Annotated in this window: 15 protein-coding genes; 11 read left to right on the top strand and 4 right to left on the bottom strand. The window is 46.6% G+C overall.

Going from position 1 to position 16,300, the window contains the following annotated elements:
• The first annotated feature begins 58 nt into the window (after positions 1 to 58).
• The 6 genes from D3H65_RS20045 to D3H65_RS20020 all read left to right on the top strand — a co-directional run bounded on the left by D3H65_RS20045 (position 59) and on the right by D3H65_RS20020 (position 4,255).
• Positions 59 to 1,294 carry an isocitrate dehydrogenase (NADP(+)) gene (locus D3H65_RS20045; RefSeq protein ID WP_119052018.1) on the top strand — a complete coding sequence of 412 codons (1,236 nt, stop codon included), beginning with the start codon at positions 59 to 61 and terminating at the stop codon, positions 1,292 to 1,294.
• 175 nt (positions 1,295 to 1,469) lie between these two features.
• On the top strand, positions 1,470 to 1,877 hold the full coding sequence (locus D3H65_RS20040; RefSeq protein WP_119052017.1) for a hypothetical protein: 408 nt from the start codon (positions 1,470 to 1,472) through the stop codon (positions 1,875 to 1,877).
• A gap of 15 nt (positions 1,878 to 1,892) precedes the next feature.
• Positions 1,893 to 2,609, top strand: coding sequence for a phytanoyl-CoA dioxygenase family protein (locus D3H65_RS20035; RefSeq protein WP_119052016.1), 717 nt, complete (start codon positions 1,893 to 1,895; stop codon positions 2,607 to 2,609).
• 112 nt (positions 2,610 to 2,721) lie between these two features.
• Positions 2,722 to 3,156 (top strand): hypothetical protein, encoded by a 435-nt coding sequence (locus D3H65_RS20030; protein ID WP_119052015.1) that lies wholly within the window; start codon positions 2,722 to 2,724, stop codon positions 3,154 to 3,156.
• A 28-nt stretch (positions 3,157 to 3,184) separates the two neighbouring features.
• Positions 3,185 to 3,457 carry an acylphosphatase gene (locus D3H65_RS20025; RefSeq protein ID WP_119052014.1) on the top strand — a complete coding sequence of 91 codons (273 nt, stop codon included), beginning with the start codon at positions 3,185 to 3,187 and terminating at the stop codon, positions 3,455 to 3,457.
• Between the two features lie 45 nt (positions 3,458 to 3,502).
• Entirely contained in the window at positions 3,503 to 4,255 is a 753-nt protein-coding gene (locus D3H65_RS20020; protein ID WP_119052013.1) for a 3-keto-disaccharide hydrolase, read from the top strand.
• 219 nt (positions 4,256 to 4,474) lie between these two features.
• Here D3H65_RS20020 and D3H65_RS20015 read toward each other — a convergent pair whose 3' ends face one another.
• Positions 4,475 to 5,440, bottom strand: coding sequence for an NAD-dependent epimerase/dehydratase family protein (locus D3H65_RS20015; RefSeq protein ID WP_119052012.1), 966 nt, complete (start codon positions 5,438 to 5,440; stop codon positions 4,475 to 4,477).
• A gap of 278 nt (positions 5,441 to 5,718) precedes the next feature.
• Positions 5,719 to 8,127, bottom strand: a complete 2,409-nt coding sequence (locus D3H65_RS20005; protein WP_119052010.1) for an alpha-amylase domain-containing protein — start codon at positions 8,125 to 8,127, stop codon at positions 5,719 to 5,721.
• Positions 8,128 to 8,504: 377 nt separating this feature from the next.
• Between D3H65_RS20005 and kdsA the strand changes: the two genes are divergently transcribed.
• The gene (gene kdsA, locus D3H65_RS20000) at positions 8,505 to 9,326 is read left to right on the top strand and encodes a 3-deoxy-8-phosphooctulonate synthase (RefSeq protein WP_119052009.1); all 822 of its coding nucleotides are present in this window, start codon (positions 8,505 to 8,507) and stop codon (positions 9,324 to 9,326) included.
• Positions 9,327 to 9,747: 421 nt separating this feature from the next.
• On the opposite strand, the gene D3H65_RS19995 is transcribed toward kdsA, so the two are convergent.
• Together D3H65_RS19995 and D3H65_RS19990 are read right to left on the bottom strand one after the other, a co-directional pair.
• The gene (locus D3H65_RS19995) at positions 9,748 to 10,737 is read right to left on the bottom strand and encodes a helix-turn-helix domain-containing protein (protein WP_119052008.1); all 990 of its coding nucleotides are present in this window, start codon (positions 10,735 to 10,737) and stop codon (positions 9,748 to 9,750) included.
• Positions 10,738 to 10,825: 88 nt separating this feature from the next.
• Positions 10,826 to 11,047 (bottom strand): PspC domain-containing protein, encoded by a 222-nt coding sequence (locus D3H65_RS19990; RefSeq protein WP_119052007.1) that lies wholly within the window; start codon positions 11,045 to 11,047, stop codon positions 10,826 to 10,828.
• 167 nt (positions 11,048 to 11,214) lie between these two features.
• Between D3H65_RS19990 and D3H65_RS19985 the strand changes: the two genes are divergently transcribed.
• The 4 genes from D3H65_RS19985 (at position 11,215) to D3H65_RS19970 (ending at position 16,290) form a co-directional block, all read left to right on the top strand.
• Positions 11,215 to 13,482 (top strand): aconitate hydratase, encoded by a 2,268-nt coding sequence (locus tag D3H65_RS19985; RefSeq protein WP_119052006.1) that lies wholly within the window; start codon positions 11,215 to 11,217, stop codon positions 13,480 to 13,482.
• Positions 13,483 to 13,593: 111 nt separating this feature from the next.
• Positions 13,594 to 14,646 (top strand): AAA family ATPase, encoded by a 1,053-nt coding sequence (locus tag D3H65_RS19980; RefSeq protein ID WP_119052005.1) that lies wholly within the window; start codon positions 13,594 to 13,596, stop codon positions 14,644 to 14,646.
• Positions 14,643 to 15,104 (top strand): hypothetical protein, encoded by a 462-nt coding sequence (locus tag D3H65_RS19975; RefSeq protein WP_119052004.1) that lies wholly within the window; start codon positions 14,643 to 14,645, stop codon positions 15,102 to 15,104. The genes D3H65_RS19980 and D3H65_RS19975 overlap by 4 nt, the downstream gene beginning before the upstream one ends.
• A gap of 73 nt (positions 15,105 to 15,177) precedes the next feature.
• A complete protein-coding gene (locus tag D3H65_RS19970; protein ID WP_119052003.1) occupies positions 15,178 to 16,290 on the top strand; it encodes a glycoside hydrolase family 18 protein in 1,113 nt (370 codons plus the stop codon).
• Positions 16,291 to 16,300 lie beyond the last annotated feature (10 nt).

The raw sequence follows: 16,300 nt of genomic DNA, 5'->3' as shown, positions 1-16,300 counted from the left end.
TAATTTCTCTATTTGCTGTAGGTTTGCAATCCTTAACATAGCTTAAATTATTCAGCACATGGCAAAAAAAATTAAAGTAGCAAATCCGGTGGTGGAACTGGATGGTGACGAAATGACGCGCATCATCTGGAAGTTCATTAAAGATAAACTGATCCTGCCCTACATAGAAGTCGACATTAAATATTATGACCTGGGTGTTGAGTATCGTGATCAGACCAACGACCAGGTGACCATCGATGCGGCCAATGCCATTAAAGAGTACGGTGTGGGTATCAAATGCGCTACCATTACGCCGGATGAAGCCCGTGTAAAAGAGTTCAGCCTGAAACAAATGTGGAAAAGCCCCAATGGCACCATCCGTAATATCCTGGACGGGACCGTTTTCCGTGAGCCGATCGTTATCAACAATATTCCCCGCCTGGTTACCAACTGGACCGCGCCTATCATTGTAGGCCGGCACGCCTTTGGCGACCAATATCGCGCTACAGATACCGTTATCAAAGGTAAGGGTAAATTAACTATGACCTTTACCCCCGAAGGTGGGGGCGAACCACAGACCTTTGAGGTATACAATTTCAAAGGCGATGGCGTAGCCATGACCATGTACAATACAGATGAAAGCATTATTGGTTTTGCCCGGAGCTGTTTTAATATGGCCCTGAGCAAAAAATGGCCCCTGTACCTGAGCACCAAGAACACCATCCTGAAGAAATATGATGGCCGTTTTAAGGACATTTTTGAAGATATCTACCAGGGTGAGTTCAAAACCCAGTTTGAAGCAGCAGGTATCGTGTATGAGCATCGCCTGATCGATGACATGGTAGCCAGTGCCCTGAAATGGAATGGCAACTTTGTATGGGCCTGTAAGAACTATGATGGCGACGTACAAAGCGATACCGTAGCACAAGGTTTCGGCTCCCTGGGCCTGATGACCTCTGTACTGGTAACGCCAGATGGTAAAACCATGGAAGCAGAAGCAGCGCATGGTACGGTGACCCGTCACTACCGCGATCACCAGGCTGGCAAGCCTACCAGCACGAACCCGATTGCTTCCATCTTTGCATGGACAAGAGGATTGGCCTTCCGCGGCAAGCTGGACGGTAACCAGGAGCTGATCGATTTCTGTAATGCCATTGAAGCGGTTTGTATTGAAACCGTAGAAAGTGGTAAGATGACCAAGGACCTGGCAGTATGTGTGCATGGCAATAAGGTAAAACACGGAGAACACTTCCTGTATACCGAAGAGTTCCTGGACGCCATCGACCAGAACCTGAAGAAGAAAATGGGATTGTAAGGAGTACTGAGTTCAGAGTCGGGAGTCCTACGTGTGGAGTTTTGACTACTGAACCGGAAGTCCTGATCTTTACAATTGAATATATTTGAAAAGCGCTTCGCTGATGCGGGGCGCTTTTTTGTATCTTGTCATGAAGTAACAGATCCCTCTTTAGCCTGTCTAAACCTTTTCTGAAATGAACAAACAACGAATACGTCTTTTGATTCCCTTATTGGTGATTGCGGGGTTCTTGTCATATACCTGGTCAATCATCCTGACAGGACCTATTGAAGCGATGGTTCAGCATTATGTGGGTTTGTTTTTATTCATTGTTTTGATATGTTTGTTTGTCAGGCGTTTTAAGCTGGCGGTTATTGGTACAGGCATATTTCTTGTGCTGGGTACTTTTAACCTTTTAACACTGACGCCAGCTTTATTGGGAACATATTTTGGTCTTGACCTGGGTACTGTTAAATTGATGACCCCTGAATTTCAGCCACTCTCCTTTGGGATCTTTGTTGTGTATGGTATTTTAAATATTGATCAATTGATAGAGATGTATCTTGATTACAAGGAAGCCAAGGAAAAGAAGTATAAGGGATAAAAGTATCTGTCTACTATGATTGAATGGAGCCAACACGCACAAGAAATAGAACAGAAAGGCTTCTCCTGTATTCCCAATGTCTTCATTGCCGATGAAGTAGAAGCGATCATTGAAGCGATTGCCCTGGCCGATCATTCCAACCCTACCTTCCGGAAAACCAACGATCTCTTTGCCATCCGGCAATTCCTGAAAGAGGTGCCTGCTGTGCGATCGCTGGTATTTACCCAACAGTTCAATACACTAATAGAAGCCATTTTTGGTGCGGGCTATTTCGTAGTGAAATCTATTTACTTTGATAAGCCGGAACAGTCTAACTGGTTTGTAGCGTACCACCAGGACCTTACGATTTCAGTAGATAAGAAAGCAGCACTTCCGGGCTTTGGCCCCTGGACGGTAAAGCAAAGCCAGTTTGCCGTACAGCCTCCCCTCGACATCCTGCAACGCAACTTCACCATACGCATTCACCTCGACGATACAGACAAGCACAATGGAGCCTTGAAAGTAGTGCCCGGTTCTCATGCCAAAGGTGTGTACAGGCCGGAAACCATCGATTGGTCAAAAGAAACAGAAACCATTTGTGAAGTGCCCAAAGGGGGAATCATGATCATGCGCCCCTTGCTGTTACATGCTTCCAACCGAACCACCAACCAGGCCCGCCGAAGGGTGATCCATATCGAATTCAGTAATACATCGTTGCCCCATGGACTGAATTGGTCGGAAGCCCTCAACTAATCACCGGCCACCTGTTGCCAATTGTACCCAAACTGATTACCTGAACAGCATAATACGGCTCCGGCCTGTGGCAGGAAATTTGAGCTATTGTCGATAGTCTAATACATGAGCTATGGAAAAGAGTATTTATGAATTTTTTGCTGCCTATGAAAAGCGCTTCAATGATGCGCTGCAGGGTGAAACGGATGTAGAAGCGACGGCCAATGCTTTCGGACCTTTTTTTGTAGAAGCAAGTCCAGCAGGTATTCACGGCGGTAGTAATGACCAGGAGTTCCGCAAGAAGATACCCCAGGGCATGGATTTCTACCGGCAGATAGGCACCCATTCTATGGAGATCCTTTCGCAGGAGGTAACACCCCTGGACGAGCTGCATTCCATGGTGAAGATCCATTGGAAAGCTACCTATAAGAACAAGGACAATACGGAACTCGCTATCGAATTTGACGTGATCTACTTTCTGCAATACCGGGAAGAGCAATTAAAGATATTTGCGTACATCACCGGCGATGAAGACAAAGTAATGCGCGAACATGGATTAATACAATAGCATTCACACAAGTTCGTACCTTGCTGGCATGGTGCAGACTGTTTCCATTATTGTAACTGGTAAAGTGCAGGGTGTTTTCTATCGCCAGAGTACCAAAGAAAAGGCATTGGAGCTGGGCCTTACCGGCGTGGTGAGAAATCAACCCGATGGCAGTGTGTTTATCCAGGCTTCCGGCCCTTCTCAGGCGCTTAACCAACTCATTGCCTGGTGCAGGCAGGGGCCTTCCCGTGCCGAGGTGATCAGTGTGCAGGTAGAGGCCACCGATCCCCGTGCTTTTATAGGATTTACCGTTCTGCGCTGATTATTTTTTGCTATCTTGATCCCCTATTCCAAAAATATTTGTACCATGACCCAACGATTATTGTTGACTGCCTGCCTGCTATCGATGGCTGCATTCACACAGGCTCAGAAAGTAAACCGTGCTGGTGGCGATCCTAAATTGTCTGAATATTGGGAGCCCGAAGTAAAGGTAGTAGCGCCGGGTAAAACGGCTGCCGATGCCCCCGCTGATGCGATTGTATTGTTTGATGGTAGTAATACCAGTGCCTGGGAAGCCAAGAACGGCGGCCCCATCAAATGGAAAGTAGAGAACGGCGCTATGACCGTAACCGGAGGTGCCGGTGAAATTCATACTACACAAGGCTTTGGCGACTGCCAATTGCATATTGAATGGAGGACACCCGAAGTAGTGAAAGGTGAAGGGCAGGGAAGAGGCAACAGTGGCATCTTCCTGATGGGTAAATATGAACTGCAGGTATTGGATTCCTATAACAACAGAACCTATTCCAACGGGCAGGCAGGCAGCATCTACAAACAACTGCCTCCTATGGCAAATGCCAGTCGTGGCCCCGGTGAATGGCAAACCTATGATATTATATTTACAGCGCCGGTATTCTATCCCGATGGCAATGTAAAAACGCAGGCCCGCATTACCGTCATCCACAATGGTGTGCTGGTACAAAACAATGCTACCATCTGGGGCAGTACCCAATATATTGGTATTGCCAACTATGAGAAGCATGGCGAAAAAGAACCGCTCATTTTGCAGGACCATGGCAATCCCGTGAGCTTCCGCAATATCTGGATCAGGCCGTTGTAATTCCGGATTTTGGATGTAGAATTTAGAATTGCTCCGCGCTTTGAAAAGCAGTGTAAATAAAAAGCATTGCTAATAATAAAAATGAGAAGGGTTAAAGTTCTGAACTTTAACCCTTCTCATTTTATTGTAACCTATTTGACTGCCAATTGCCTATTCAGAGTTTGTCCCGCCTAAGTGGGAGTTTCCGTCTCACATCTACTGTCTCACCTTTCACATCTTTTACTTGCTTACTCCGCCCAATTCGATCTTCAGGTTTTCCAGCATGTCTTTGGTCATGCGTTCCAGGCTGTATTCAGGTTTCCAACCCCAGTCTCTGGTTGCTACAGAGTCATCAATACTTTGTGGCCAGCTGTCGGCAATTGCCTGGCGGTAATCGGGCTTATAATCCAGGGTAAATTCAGGCATATGCTTTTTGATCTCCGCACCGATCTCTTTCGGTGAAAAGCTCATGGCCGATAGGTTATAAGAATGGCGGATGGATATTTTGCTGGCCGGTGCTTCCATCAATTCAATGGTGCCACGAATAGCATCCGGCATATACATCATGGGCAGGTAAGTATCTTCTTTCAGGAAGGAAGTGTACTTCTTTTCTTCCAGCGCCTCGTGGAAGATCTCCACGGCATAATCGGTAGTACCACCGCCGGGGGCCGATTTATAACTGATCAAGCCCGGGTAACGGATGCTTCTTACATCCACTCCAAACCGCTGGTGATAATAGTTGCACCAGAACTCTCCGGCATATTTGCTGATGCCATATACCGTGGTTGGTTCTATGATGGTTTGCTGCGGACAATTCTGCCGGGGTGAAGTAGGGCCAAATACAGCGATGCTGCTGGGCCAGTATACTTTGTAGATCTTCTCTTCGCGGGCGATATCCAACACGTTGAGCAATCCCTGCATATTGAGGTTCCAGGCCAGGTTAGGATTCTTTTCGCCGGTAGCAGAAAGAATGGCAGCCAGCAGGTATATCTGCGTAATGCTCTGCCGGATCACCTGCACGTGCAGCATCTCTTTGTTCATCACATCAATGCTTACATAAGGACCAGTGCCTTTCAGCAGGTCATTCTCTTCCCGCAGGTCCGAAGCCACCACGTTGGCATTGCCATATATCTTACGTAAAGCCAGCGTTAATTCCACGCCTATTTGTCCTGAAGCGCCAATAACAAGTATTCTTTCGCGGATCATAGTAGAGTTGCATTTTAGTGGGAGCAAAAAAACGCAAAATTTCGATGGAAACCATAAAATAGTGAGCGGCGGCGCACCCGATTGTTCTGGGCATGAGAAAGGCTTCAATAGTGTGCTGGTAATGGCGCTTTTATTGGGTATCGAATACACGTTGCTGACCGAAAGCGATAATCCAAAAGAAGTGACACCTCTCGTATGTGATGCAGACAAAAGGTGAGTCACCCTGCCGCGCTGTTATGCAGGGCTGGAGGGTGGCCCACCTTTTAACTGTGTTTTTCTTACCTGCTCAGCAGCATCCGGTGCAGTTTGCTTTCACTGCCTGTCGTTAGCTTCAGCATATAGATACCGGGCGCCAGATCGGGTGTTTGGATCGTGACCTGGTGTTGTCCGCCTGCCAGTTGCTTATTAAAAACCTGTTTCACCAATTGCCCCTGCAGGTTGTATACCTGCACATTGGTAAGTGATGCCGATGGCAGGTAAAAGCTAACAGTGGTAGAGGCAGAGAAGGGGTCAGGATAATTTTTTATGGTAATAGCCGGCTTTTCTGTAACGGCCCTGGGCTTTTCAGGCATCGTCGTTTGTGCCACCCTGGCCGGGTAAGAAGCCGTATTGGCTACCTTGGGTGCTGTATAGGTAACCTTTACAAAAACGTTTTGTGCCGGATTGGTGCCGGAAGTATTCTTCACTTTCACGGTGTACAGACCTGTAGAGCCGGGTGTATAGGTAAGCGTAAGATTGCCGGTGCCGCTGGTTGTTTGAACGATCGTGTTGCTGCTGTTGTATACATTGACCGTGAGGTTCTGCGCAGTATTGGTGGGAAATAGGTTCACCGTAATGGTCTTGCCTGTTTCATCAAATATTTTACCCACTGTACGCAGGGCCGTAGAGCTGGCTGGTAAGGCTCCGCCCTGCTGCAGAGAGCTGGCATGTGAATCACCCAGGTCATTGGCCATTTCCCATTCCTGTGTCGTGCTGCGTTGTGATGGATTAAAACCTCCTGTTACACCGGCTGGTCCCCAGATGCAATAACCACGGCGTGTGTTGCTGCCATCACAAGGTGGTACATAAATGGTGGCCTTGCCGGAACCGTCGGTCCATATATCGCTGGTGTTGGCGCCGGAATAATCATGCAGTTGCACATTGGCGCCGAAGTCTGTCTGGATGGTGGCGTTTTGCCAGGTATTCCAGTTGTCGTTGACCCCGATGATGGCATAGCTGTTTTCGGGGCCACTCTTATAACCCCTTTCTATGATCAGCAGATCGGCCGCCTGCCAGCGTACTTTATAAGAACCTTTTTTGAAATTCAGTTTCTGGTGGCACCAGATGATATTGGCGATATCATCACGCACGGGCAGGTTGGTGGTACTGGTAGGTAAGTGAGAATATCTTTTACCCAGGCTGCCCACATTGAACAGGTCTTCAAAGAACACCTGCGGCGATCCGTCTACTGCAAAGGTGATGGCATAAGCCGCTGCCAGTCGTGCATCAAAGGGATCGATATGGCCACCGCCCAGTTCATTGCCTGCGTCCCATCCTGTATAATTGCCGGTGGAGTCTTTGATGGGCCGGAAGGTATCGTGGTTATTGACAAAGGGCACTGTGCGGAAGCGATTGGTTTGCTGTGCTCCGGGTATATTGGCCAGGTTATAACCACCGCCGCCGCTCACCATATTTTTAACGGCCTGGCGCAAACTAAAATCAAAGGTGCCCGTCATATCTTCCGTACCGCCATTGCTGGTCTTTACATCGTTGATCCAGGTATCCAGGTCGGAGGCGCTGCCCACATATTCTCCCACGGAAAACATATTGGCGCCGCCACCGGCCCAGCCTGCATTGTACTTTACATTCCAGAGAAAGTCCTGCATGGCCCAGGGCTCAAAATGCTTGACAGCATCAAAGCGAAAGCCATCCACCCCAGTTTGTTTCTTCATCCATACAAACCAGTTGCGGGTCTGTGTACGCATATAATCTGTTGTTTGAACCGGGTTGTAAGTCGCATTGGAGCTTTGTCCGTAGGCGCCGGAATAATAACAAATGTCGGGGCCAAAGAATGCCGCACATATATCGCCACTATTACAATTATGGTTACTGTTGGCGTGGAAGTTCGGCCAGTTCTTGGGCCAGCGGCCGGAGCGCGCTAAATAATCGGCCGACAACTCAGTAGTAACTGGTGTAGCATAGGAAGCATACCGGAAATTCTTGTAGAGGTTGCCATCGCTATTGCCCGTGGCCGAGGGGTCTTGCCCGCCAGCGCCGGTAGAGGAGCCTGCATTGTCCATATGATTGAATACAACATCCTGGATAGCATCCATGCCATTGGCATGTAATACGGCGATCATGCGCAGCAGTTCATTTTTATTGCCCAGCCGGGTCTTCAGGTTTCCTTTCTGGTATTTATCGCCCAGGTCATATTGGTCGAAAGGTGAATAGCCATTGCTATTGGTGCCCGCATTCTTAACAGAGGGCGGTATCCACACCCCGTCGATACCAATATCGCGCAGGCGTGGGGCCAGATCGGCGAGGTAGTTGGACCAGCCTTCAGGATAATTACTGTTCCAGTAATCCCACCAGAAGCCCTGGAAGATGACTTTCCCATTCCAGGGATTTTGGGCGTGTGTTAGTGTGGGGAAGATGAATAGAAAGCATACAAGGACGCTAAAGCAGGTCTTGCGGACAAGATTTTTCATACAGCAGCATGTTTTGATGATTGAATAAGGTAAATGGTAATGTGTAAAAGTTACACATTATATAGGATATGAACAAATTCTTTTAAGTGATTTCCTCAAAGTCCTAGGCCAATAGGCTGATTGGACCACCCATATCCGGTTCAGATTATTGGATAACCTGTAGATAAGCCGTATATAAGCTGTATATAAGCCGTAGATAAGCTGTCCTTTAAAGAGACGGCTTATCTACGGGTTTAATAATGGTTATCTACCCGATGAGTACTTGATAAGTCTTGATATGAGTCAGTTCAGGCCCCTTCAAAAGGCGAGTGAATAGGGTATCCTGTTGCCGGTAAGCAGATGCGTACCGGTAGCTGCCTATTTCGTATCTTTGCGCCATGGAAAAAATGCTTAAAGACCTGTTTGCCAATCAACAGTACGATGAGAACAACTTCTTCCTGATAGCCGGCCCTTGTGTGGTGGAAAGTGAGGAATTATTGATGGAAGTGGCTGATAAAGTGAGCGGTATCTGCAAAAACCTGGGTATCCCTTATGTATTTAAATCCTCTTACCGCAAGGCCAACCGTACCAGCGCCTCCTCTTTTACAGGCCTGGGCGATGAAACAGCCCTGCAATTGCTGAAAAAGACCGGCGATACATACAAACTGCCTGTAACCTCCGATGTGCATGCACATGACGAGACGGCGATGGCGGCCAAGTACATTGACATCCTCCAGATACCGGCCTTCCTATGCCGGCAAACGGACCTGCTGGTGGCAGCTGCTGAGACAGGCAAGATCGTGAATGTGAAAAAAGGCCAGTTTGTAAGCGGCCCCTCTATGAAGTTTGCGGCTGAGAAGATCCGCAATGCGGGTAATAACAAGGTTATTCTAACCGAGCGTGGTAATAGCTTTGGCTACCAGGACCTGGTGGTGGACTACCGCAATATTCCCTGGATGAAAGAACATGGTGCGCCGGTGGTAATGGATTGTACCCATAGCCTGCAGCAGCCCAACCAAACATCGGGTGTAACAGGCGGCAATCCCCAACTGATCGGTACTATTTCCAAAGCCGCCATTGCATCCGGCGCTGATGGCCTGTTTATAGAAACGCACCCCAACCCGGCGGTTGCCAAAAGTGATGGCGCCAATATGCTGAAGCTGGATCTGCTGGAAGGATTGTTGCAGCAACTGGTGAAGCTGCGGAAGGCGGTTATATAAAAGTTCTGTAAATATTGGTAAATCGATACAACGAAAAAGCTACTCCTTGCAGAGTAGCTTTTTTCTCATGTGACCGTATAGCACTTAAAAATTTTGTGGAGTAAAAAAGCTTCCCACGGAAGGAAGCTTTAAATACGTTTTCAAAGGTGAATCCGTGGTTTCAGTCAGGTGTAACAGACCAGCGGTGGTTTTCCATAGTTTCTGCAGGATCAAAAACGGGACTTCATCTCAATTCCATTCAGTGGTCTTTCTATACACAAAACTATACCTGAATTATTGGTTGGGCTACCTGATGTGGGTACAATACTAACTGCAAAGTCTTTACTCAATCGTTTGCACGCAATTTTGTAAAACCATTTACAGTTTGGAATGGTTCAATTGGATATGTTAAAGGGCTGGATAGTGGAAAAATATTTCCATTTTATGACAAAAGCTGGCTGGGCAGCACGCCAAATTCCTTTTTAAAAGCGATCGTAAAGTTGCTGAGGTTGGCATACCCCAGTTCCATAGCGACTTCTTTCACAGAGTATTTACGGGTAAGCAATTTGTCCTGTGCTGCCTGCATGCGGGCTTTTTGGTAGTATTCATAGATGGGGAAGCCATACATGGTCTTGAAGTCCTTTTTCAGCTTTGATTCGCTGATTGATACCATTTTGGCCAATTGTTGTATGGAGGGTGCGGGCTGGAAAATATCCTTGGTGAGAATGCCCTCGATCTGCATCACCCGGTTAATATCTTCCGGGGAAAGGGGAATGCGGAAAGTGGGGTTTTTCATCTTTTCATAGAGGTGCAGGAAAAAACGCTCGATCATGAGCATGATCCGGTTTTGGATAATGGTTAGCCGCAGGGGGCTGTCGTCGTCCACTTCCATAATGGTGCGCATCCACTGCCGGTATTTGCTGTCAAGCGGCTCAATATTGAAGTTTTCTGCTTTCAGGGAGATATAGGTGGAGAGTACCTCTTCGGCTGTATGGATATCGAGGTAGGTGGCCAGCCATTCTTTGTTGAATAAAACGCCAATGGAACGGTAACCGCCTCCCTCGGTGCCCAGGTACGACCAGTCGAAGTGTGAACTGGTGAGGTACGCAATAGATTTGCTGGTATTTTTCTCCTTCAGCTTTTCATCATCAATAGTAATGACAAGCGTGCCGGGTATCACCAGTTCATCGATGCGGAGGATGTAGTATTCTCCATTGATACTTCGCTTCCGGTGAATGAGCCAATCCTGGTTGAAAGTACAATTGGTAATACAGGCATGCAGCCCATTGGGGAGTGGCAGGAACATGAAGCTGCCATCTGCAATGGCAGGAGGGAACATGACCTGGTTGTTGTGCACAGGCATGTTCAATTGTTCTGCCAGTTTGAGCAATAACTGCTCATAGTCGGTGGTGTTGTAATCAAATTGAAACAAAGTACAGGCTTTACCAGATTATTAAAGCAATACCTATTCGATCACAGGATGTATAGCAAAGTCGGGTTGGATACAGAGAAGGTCGGTATTATTGGTATTTCAACGGATTGCGGCGTACGGATAAAATGTAGCGTTTAATGTTCATCCAGAATGCAAGTACAAAATATACGATAAGGGGGGATCCCATGGTAAGGAAAGAGATATAGACAAACCAGGTACGAATGCGAGAGGTGGCAATGCCCATACGCTCACCGATAGCGGTGCAAACACCATAAGCCTGCCATTCTATAAAAAATCTCAAGCGATTCATGGTACTAATTTATACATTTTAAGTCATTGTCCTAATATCCGTTTATACCAATAATTTATTTTTTAGGTAAATTTGCACCGAAATTATGAGAAAGGTACGTTTATGAGGGAATTGTGGTTGGGAGCTCAGGAAGGAGTGATCGTATATTAAAATATAAAATATTTAACATGGTTTTTGATCTGGATCTAATTAAAAAGCTCTACGCGGCCATGCCTGCTCACATAGCAGAAGCCCGTAAGCTGGTAGGCAAGCCCTTGACATTAGCAGAAAAGATTTTGTATTCCCACCTGTTTGTTCCAGCCGGAACAGCCTATGAGCGGGGTAAGGATTATGTAGATTTCGCGCCAGACCGCGTGGCCATGCAGGATGCTACCGCCCAGATGGCTTTGTTGCAATTCAGTACCTGCGGCCGTGCCAAAGTAGCTGTGCCTTCTACGGTGCATTGCGATCACCTGATACAGGCAAAAACAGGCGCCAATGAGGATCTGAAAACGGCCCTGGATGTAAATAAAGAAGTATATGACTTTTTGGCCTCTATTTCCAATAAATATGGCATCGGATTCTGGAAACCAGGTGCCGGCATCATTCACCAGGTTGTATTAGAAAATTATGCATTCCCCGGCGGTATGATGATCGGTACCGACTCCCATACGCCCAACGCGGGTGGATTGGGTATGGTGGCCATCGGTGTAGGTGGTGCAGATGCGGTAGACGTAATGGCCGGATTGGCCTGGGAGCTTAAAATGCCCAAACTGATCGGTGTAAAGCTCACCGGCAAACTGAGCGGCTGGGCTTCTGCCAAAGACGTGATCCTGAAAGTAGCCGGCATCCTGACCGTAAAAGGTGGTACCGGTGCTATTGTAGAATATTTTGGCCCCGGCGCCGATAGCCTCAGCGCTACCGGTAAAGGAACTATCTGTAACATGGGTGCTGAAATTGGCGCTACCTGCTCCATTTTTGCTTACGACAAGAAGATGGCCGAATACCTGAAAGCTACCGAACGCGAAGAAGTAGCAGCCCTGGCCGATGGCATCCGCGAGCACCTGCGTCCCGATGATGAAGTATATGCTGATCCTGCCAAATATTATGATCAGTTGATCGAGATTGACCTGAATGAGCTGGAGCCCCACGTAAATGGTCCGTTCACACCAGACCTTGCCTGGCCCATCAGCAAATTTGCAGAAGCGGTAAAAGCCAACAACTGGCCCGAGAAGCTGGAAGTAGCCCTCATCGGTTCCTGCACCAACTCTTCTTATGAAGACATCAGCCGTTCGGCCTCCCTGGCCCAACAGGCGATCGATAAAAAATTAAAGACCAAGGCTGAATTTACCATTACCCCTGGTTCTGAACTGGTGCGCTTTACCATTGAGAAAGATGGTTTCCTGAAAACCTTCGACGAAATTGGTGGTGTGGTACTGGCCAATGCCTGCGGTCCCTGTATTGGTCAATGGGCCCGCCATATCGACGATCCCAACCGTAAGAACTCCATCATCACTTCTTTCAACCGCAATTTTGCGAAACGTAATGATGGTTTGGCTTCTACCCACGCTTTTGTGGCTTCTCCCGAACTGGTAACTGCTTTTGCGATTGCCGGCGACCTTACTTTCAATCCGCTGAAAGATAAACTGAAGAATAGTGAAGGCAAGGAAGTGATGCTGGATGAGCCTACGGGTGTAGAACTGCCTCCAAAAGGATTCTCTGTAGATGATCCCGGTTACCAGGCGCCTGCTGCTGATGGCAGCGGTATCCAGGTAATTGTAAAACCTGATTCCCAGCGTTTGCAATTGCTGGAACCCTTTGCTGCCTGGGAAGGCACTGACCTGAAAGGCTTGAGACTGCTGATCAAAGCCAAAGGAAAATGTACTACTGACCATATCTCCATGGCGGGTCCCTGGTTGAAATTCCGTGGCCACCTGGATAATATCAGCAACAATATGCTGATCGGCGCGGTGAATTTCTTCAATGACAAGACCGATTCAGTGAAGAATGAACTGACCGGTGCTTATGGTGCTGTGCCTGCTACCCAGCGTGCTTACAAAGCCGCCGGCGTTTTCACAGTAGTAGTGGGCGACGAGAACTATGGTGAGGGCAGCAGCCGTGAGCACGCGGCTATGGAACCCCGTCACCTGGGTGTACGCGCGATCATTGTACGGAGCTTTGCCCGTATTCACGAAACGAACCTGAAGAAACAGGGTATGCTGGCGCTCACGTTTGCCAATAAGGAAGATTACGATAAGATCCAGGAAGACGACACTTTTGATATCCTGGGTCTTACCACCTTTAAGCCTGGCACACCCCTGACTTTAGTGGCCAATCATGCCGACGGATCAAAAGATTCTATCGTTCTCAACCACACTTACAATGAACCACAGATCGAATGGTTCAAAGCAGGTGGAGCGTTGAACGTGATCCGCAGCCAGTTTGCGAAGAAATAAAAAAGTTAGAGATAACTAAATAATTTAGTATATTTGTTTGTGATACAGAAAAGCGAGGCTCCACTACAGTGGTGTTTCGCTTTTTTGTTACATTAGCTAATACTGAATTATATGTCAGAAACGCTTATTATCAAGAACTTCGGCCCTGTCAGAAGTGCAGAAATTGAACTCAAGAAGATAAATATATTCATTGGTCCGCAGGGCAGCGGTAAAAGCACTATTGCCAAGGTAATAAGTGCTGTTATGAGTGATGCAGAAAACAGGAAGTCTGGAATAGGCAATACCCAATTGAAGGGAAAGCTTTTGGAGGAATTGAATCTTTCGAGCTTTTTTGAAGAGGATACAAGCATTCTTATTAAAAGCCCAAAAGGCAGTGAAGCCCTTTTGGATAAGGACGAAAATGTATTTGTTGTTGCCGAGTCCCCATCGGTTTATAGCCGTCTGTCCAATTCAATGTATGTACCTGCCGAACGAACATTGATACCCTTGATAGCTAATTCATCCTTCTTTTTTATACGGGAACAAACACCTATTCCCCGGTATGTAACAGATTTTGGTTTGCTTTTTCAAAAGGCAAGGGCAGAAATTAAGTCCAGGAAGTTTAATTTTCTCGATGAAGTTACCTACCATTACAGGGATGGAAGGGATATCCTGGAATTAAAGAACGGAAAATTCATCACCTTGAGTGAGGCTTCCAATGGGATGCAAACTACGGTGCCATTATTACTTGCCTTAGACTGGCTGACTTCCAAAATAGAAAGTAGAGTAAACGACAAAAAAATATATGTTTCAATTGAAGAACCGGAATTGTCGCTTTTCCCATTCACTCAAAACGATCTGTTGAAGTTCGTAATTGAGAAAATCGCTCCTTTGGATTTTCATCTTTCTATAACTACGCATAGTCCGTATACGCTTACGGCTATCAATAATCTTATTTATGCTTTCCAGGTAGGTAGCAAACACCTGCAAACCAATGAGATTGTTCCTCGTGAGTTGTGGTTGGATCCTTCCGGGATAGGGGCCTGGTTTGTAGAAAACGGTACTGTGAGATCAATTATGGATGAAGAGACGCAACTGATCAATACCGAGGAAATCGATAAGATATCAGAGATCATCGGAGATACCATGGAAAGCCTGGCAACTATAAAAATGCGTGGACAATGAATTTAGCTGAACGGTGTTTGTTGAATAAAGGGCATGAAAAGGATAGTATTATAGTGTGTAAGGATGCCCATGGCGAAAGTCAAAGTCAATATAGGCTTATCAATAATTTGAATCGTATTGTACAGAAATATGATCTTGACGGTTGTCTGATCAAGGAAAATAATACTGAAAGATGTGACTTTTTGTTGATTGTTCCAGCTGAAAATAAAACACGTGCTGTCTTTATCGAATTAAAAGGGAAAAAATTCTTAAAGGCTGTCAGTCAGGTAAACAATTCAATTGAACAATTAAACCCTGCTACGAGTCAGTACAATATTTTTGGCCGGATAATTATGTCGGCAGCTCCTAAATTGCAAGGACCGGCATATATCAGGTTGCTGGAAAAGACTACAAAATCTGGCGGTAACCTTATCATAAAATCCAAAATAATTGCAGAACAAATTGGTGAGTTGTTGTAAAAAAAGGGTTTTAGGAGCTCCTCTGTAGTTACATTTTTCCATTTGCAGGCACATTAATTGTGTAAATTCATACATGATGTTACCACACCTTGCCAAACTCCTTGTACTGTTATTGATCACCAGCTTATGCCAGGCGCAAAAGACAGCTGGCAGGAATGCCAAACAACCACTGGCCGTGCTGGCCTATTACTCCGGCAACCTCACTGAAATAGATAAGTACGATGTTCAAAAGCTCACGCATATTATTTACAGCTTCTGCCACCTGAAAGACAACCAGCTTTTTGTTGGCAATGGAGAGCCGGTTATTAAAAAGCTGGTATCGCTCAAAGAAAAGAATCCCTCGCTAAAGATATTGTTGTCACTCGGCGGATGGGGAGGTTGTAAAACCTGCTCTGATGTATTTGCCACCCGGGAAGGGCGCGATGAATTTGCCCAATCGGTAAAAGAGTGGACGGATAAATTAGGCACTGATGGTATTGATCTCGATTGGGAGTATCCCGCTATTGAGGGGCATCCCGGGCATCCATATAAAGTGGAGGACAGACCCAATTTTACCGAGCTGGTCATTGCTCTACGCAAGGCCCTGGGCAAAAAACAGGAGATCAGCTTTGCGGCTGGCGGCTTTACCAAATTCCTGCAGGAATCCATCGAATGGAAAAAGGTGATGCCGGTGATCGACCGGGTGAATATCATGAGCTATGACCTCATCAATGGGTATAGTACGGTAACTGGCCATCATCCGGGCCTTTATTCAACCCCTGCACAAAAAGAATCGACGGACAATGCCGTGCGCTACCTCGACTCGCTGGGTATACCCAGGAATAAACTGGTGATCGGCGCTGCTTTTTATGCCCGTGTATTTGAAGGGGCCGATAGCGTCAACAATGGCCTCAACCGCCCTGCCAAATTCAAAAGCTTTGTACCGTATAAAATATTTCCGCAAACGATCTCCCGGGACAAAGGATATGCTTTTTATTGGGATGATATAGCCAAAGCCCCCTATGCTTATAATGCAGATAAAAAACTCTTTGCCACTTTCGATGACAGTCTTTCCCTCGACCTCAAAACGAACTATGCCCTGGACAAAGGGTTGAATGGCATTATGTTTTGGGAGCTTACACTCGACAAGCCTGAAAACGGACTGTTGGATGCCATAGATAACGCCAAAAAACGAAAAAGAAAGTAATGGCTTAAAT

This window comes from Paraflavitalea soli, assembly GCF_003555545.1.
In the GTDB taxonomy this organism is placed as follows: Bacteria; Bacteroidota; Bacteroidia; order Chitinophagales; family Chitinophagaceae; genus Paraflavitalea; species Paraflavitalea soli.
The sequence above is the reverse complement of the archived record's forward strand: the minus strand, read 5'-3'. Positions and strand labels throughout refer to the sequence as shown.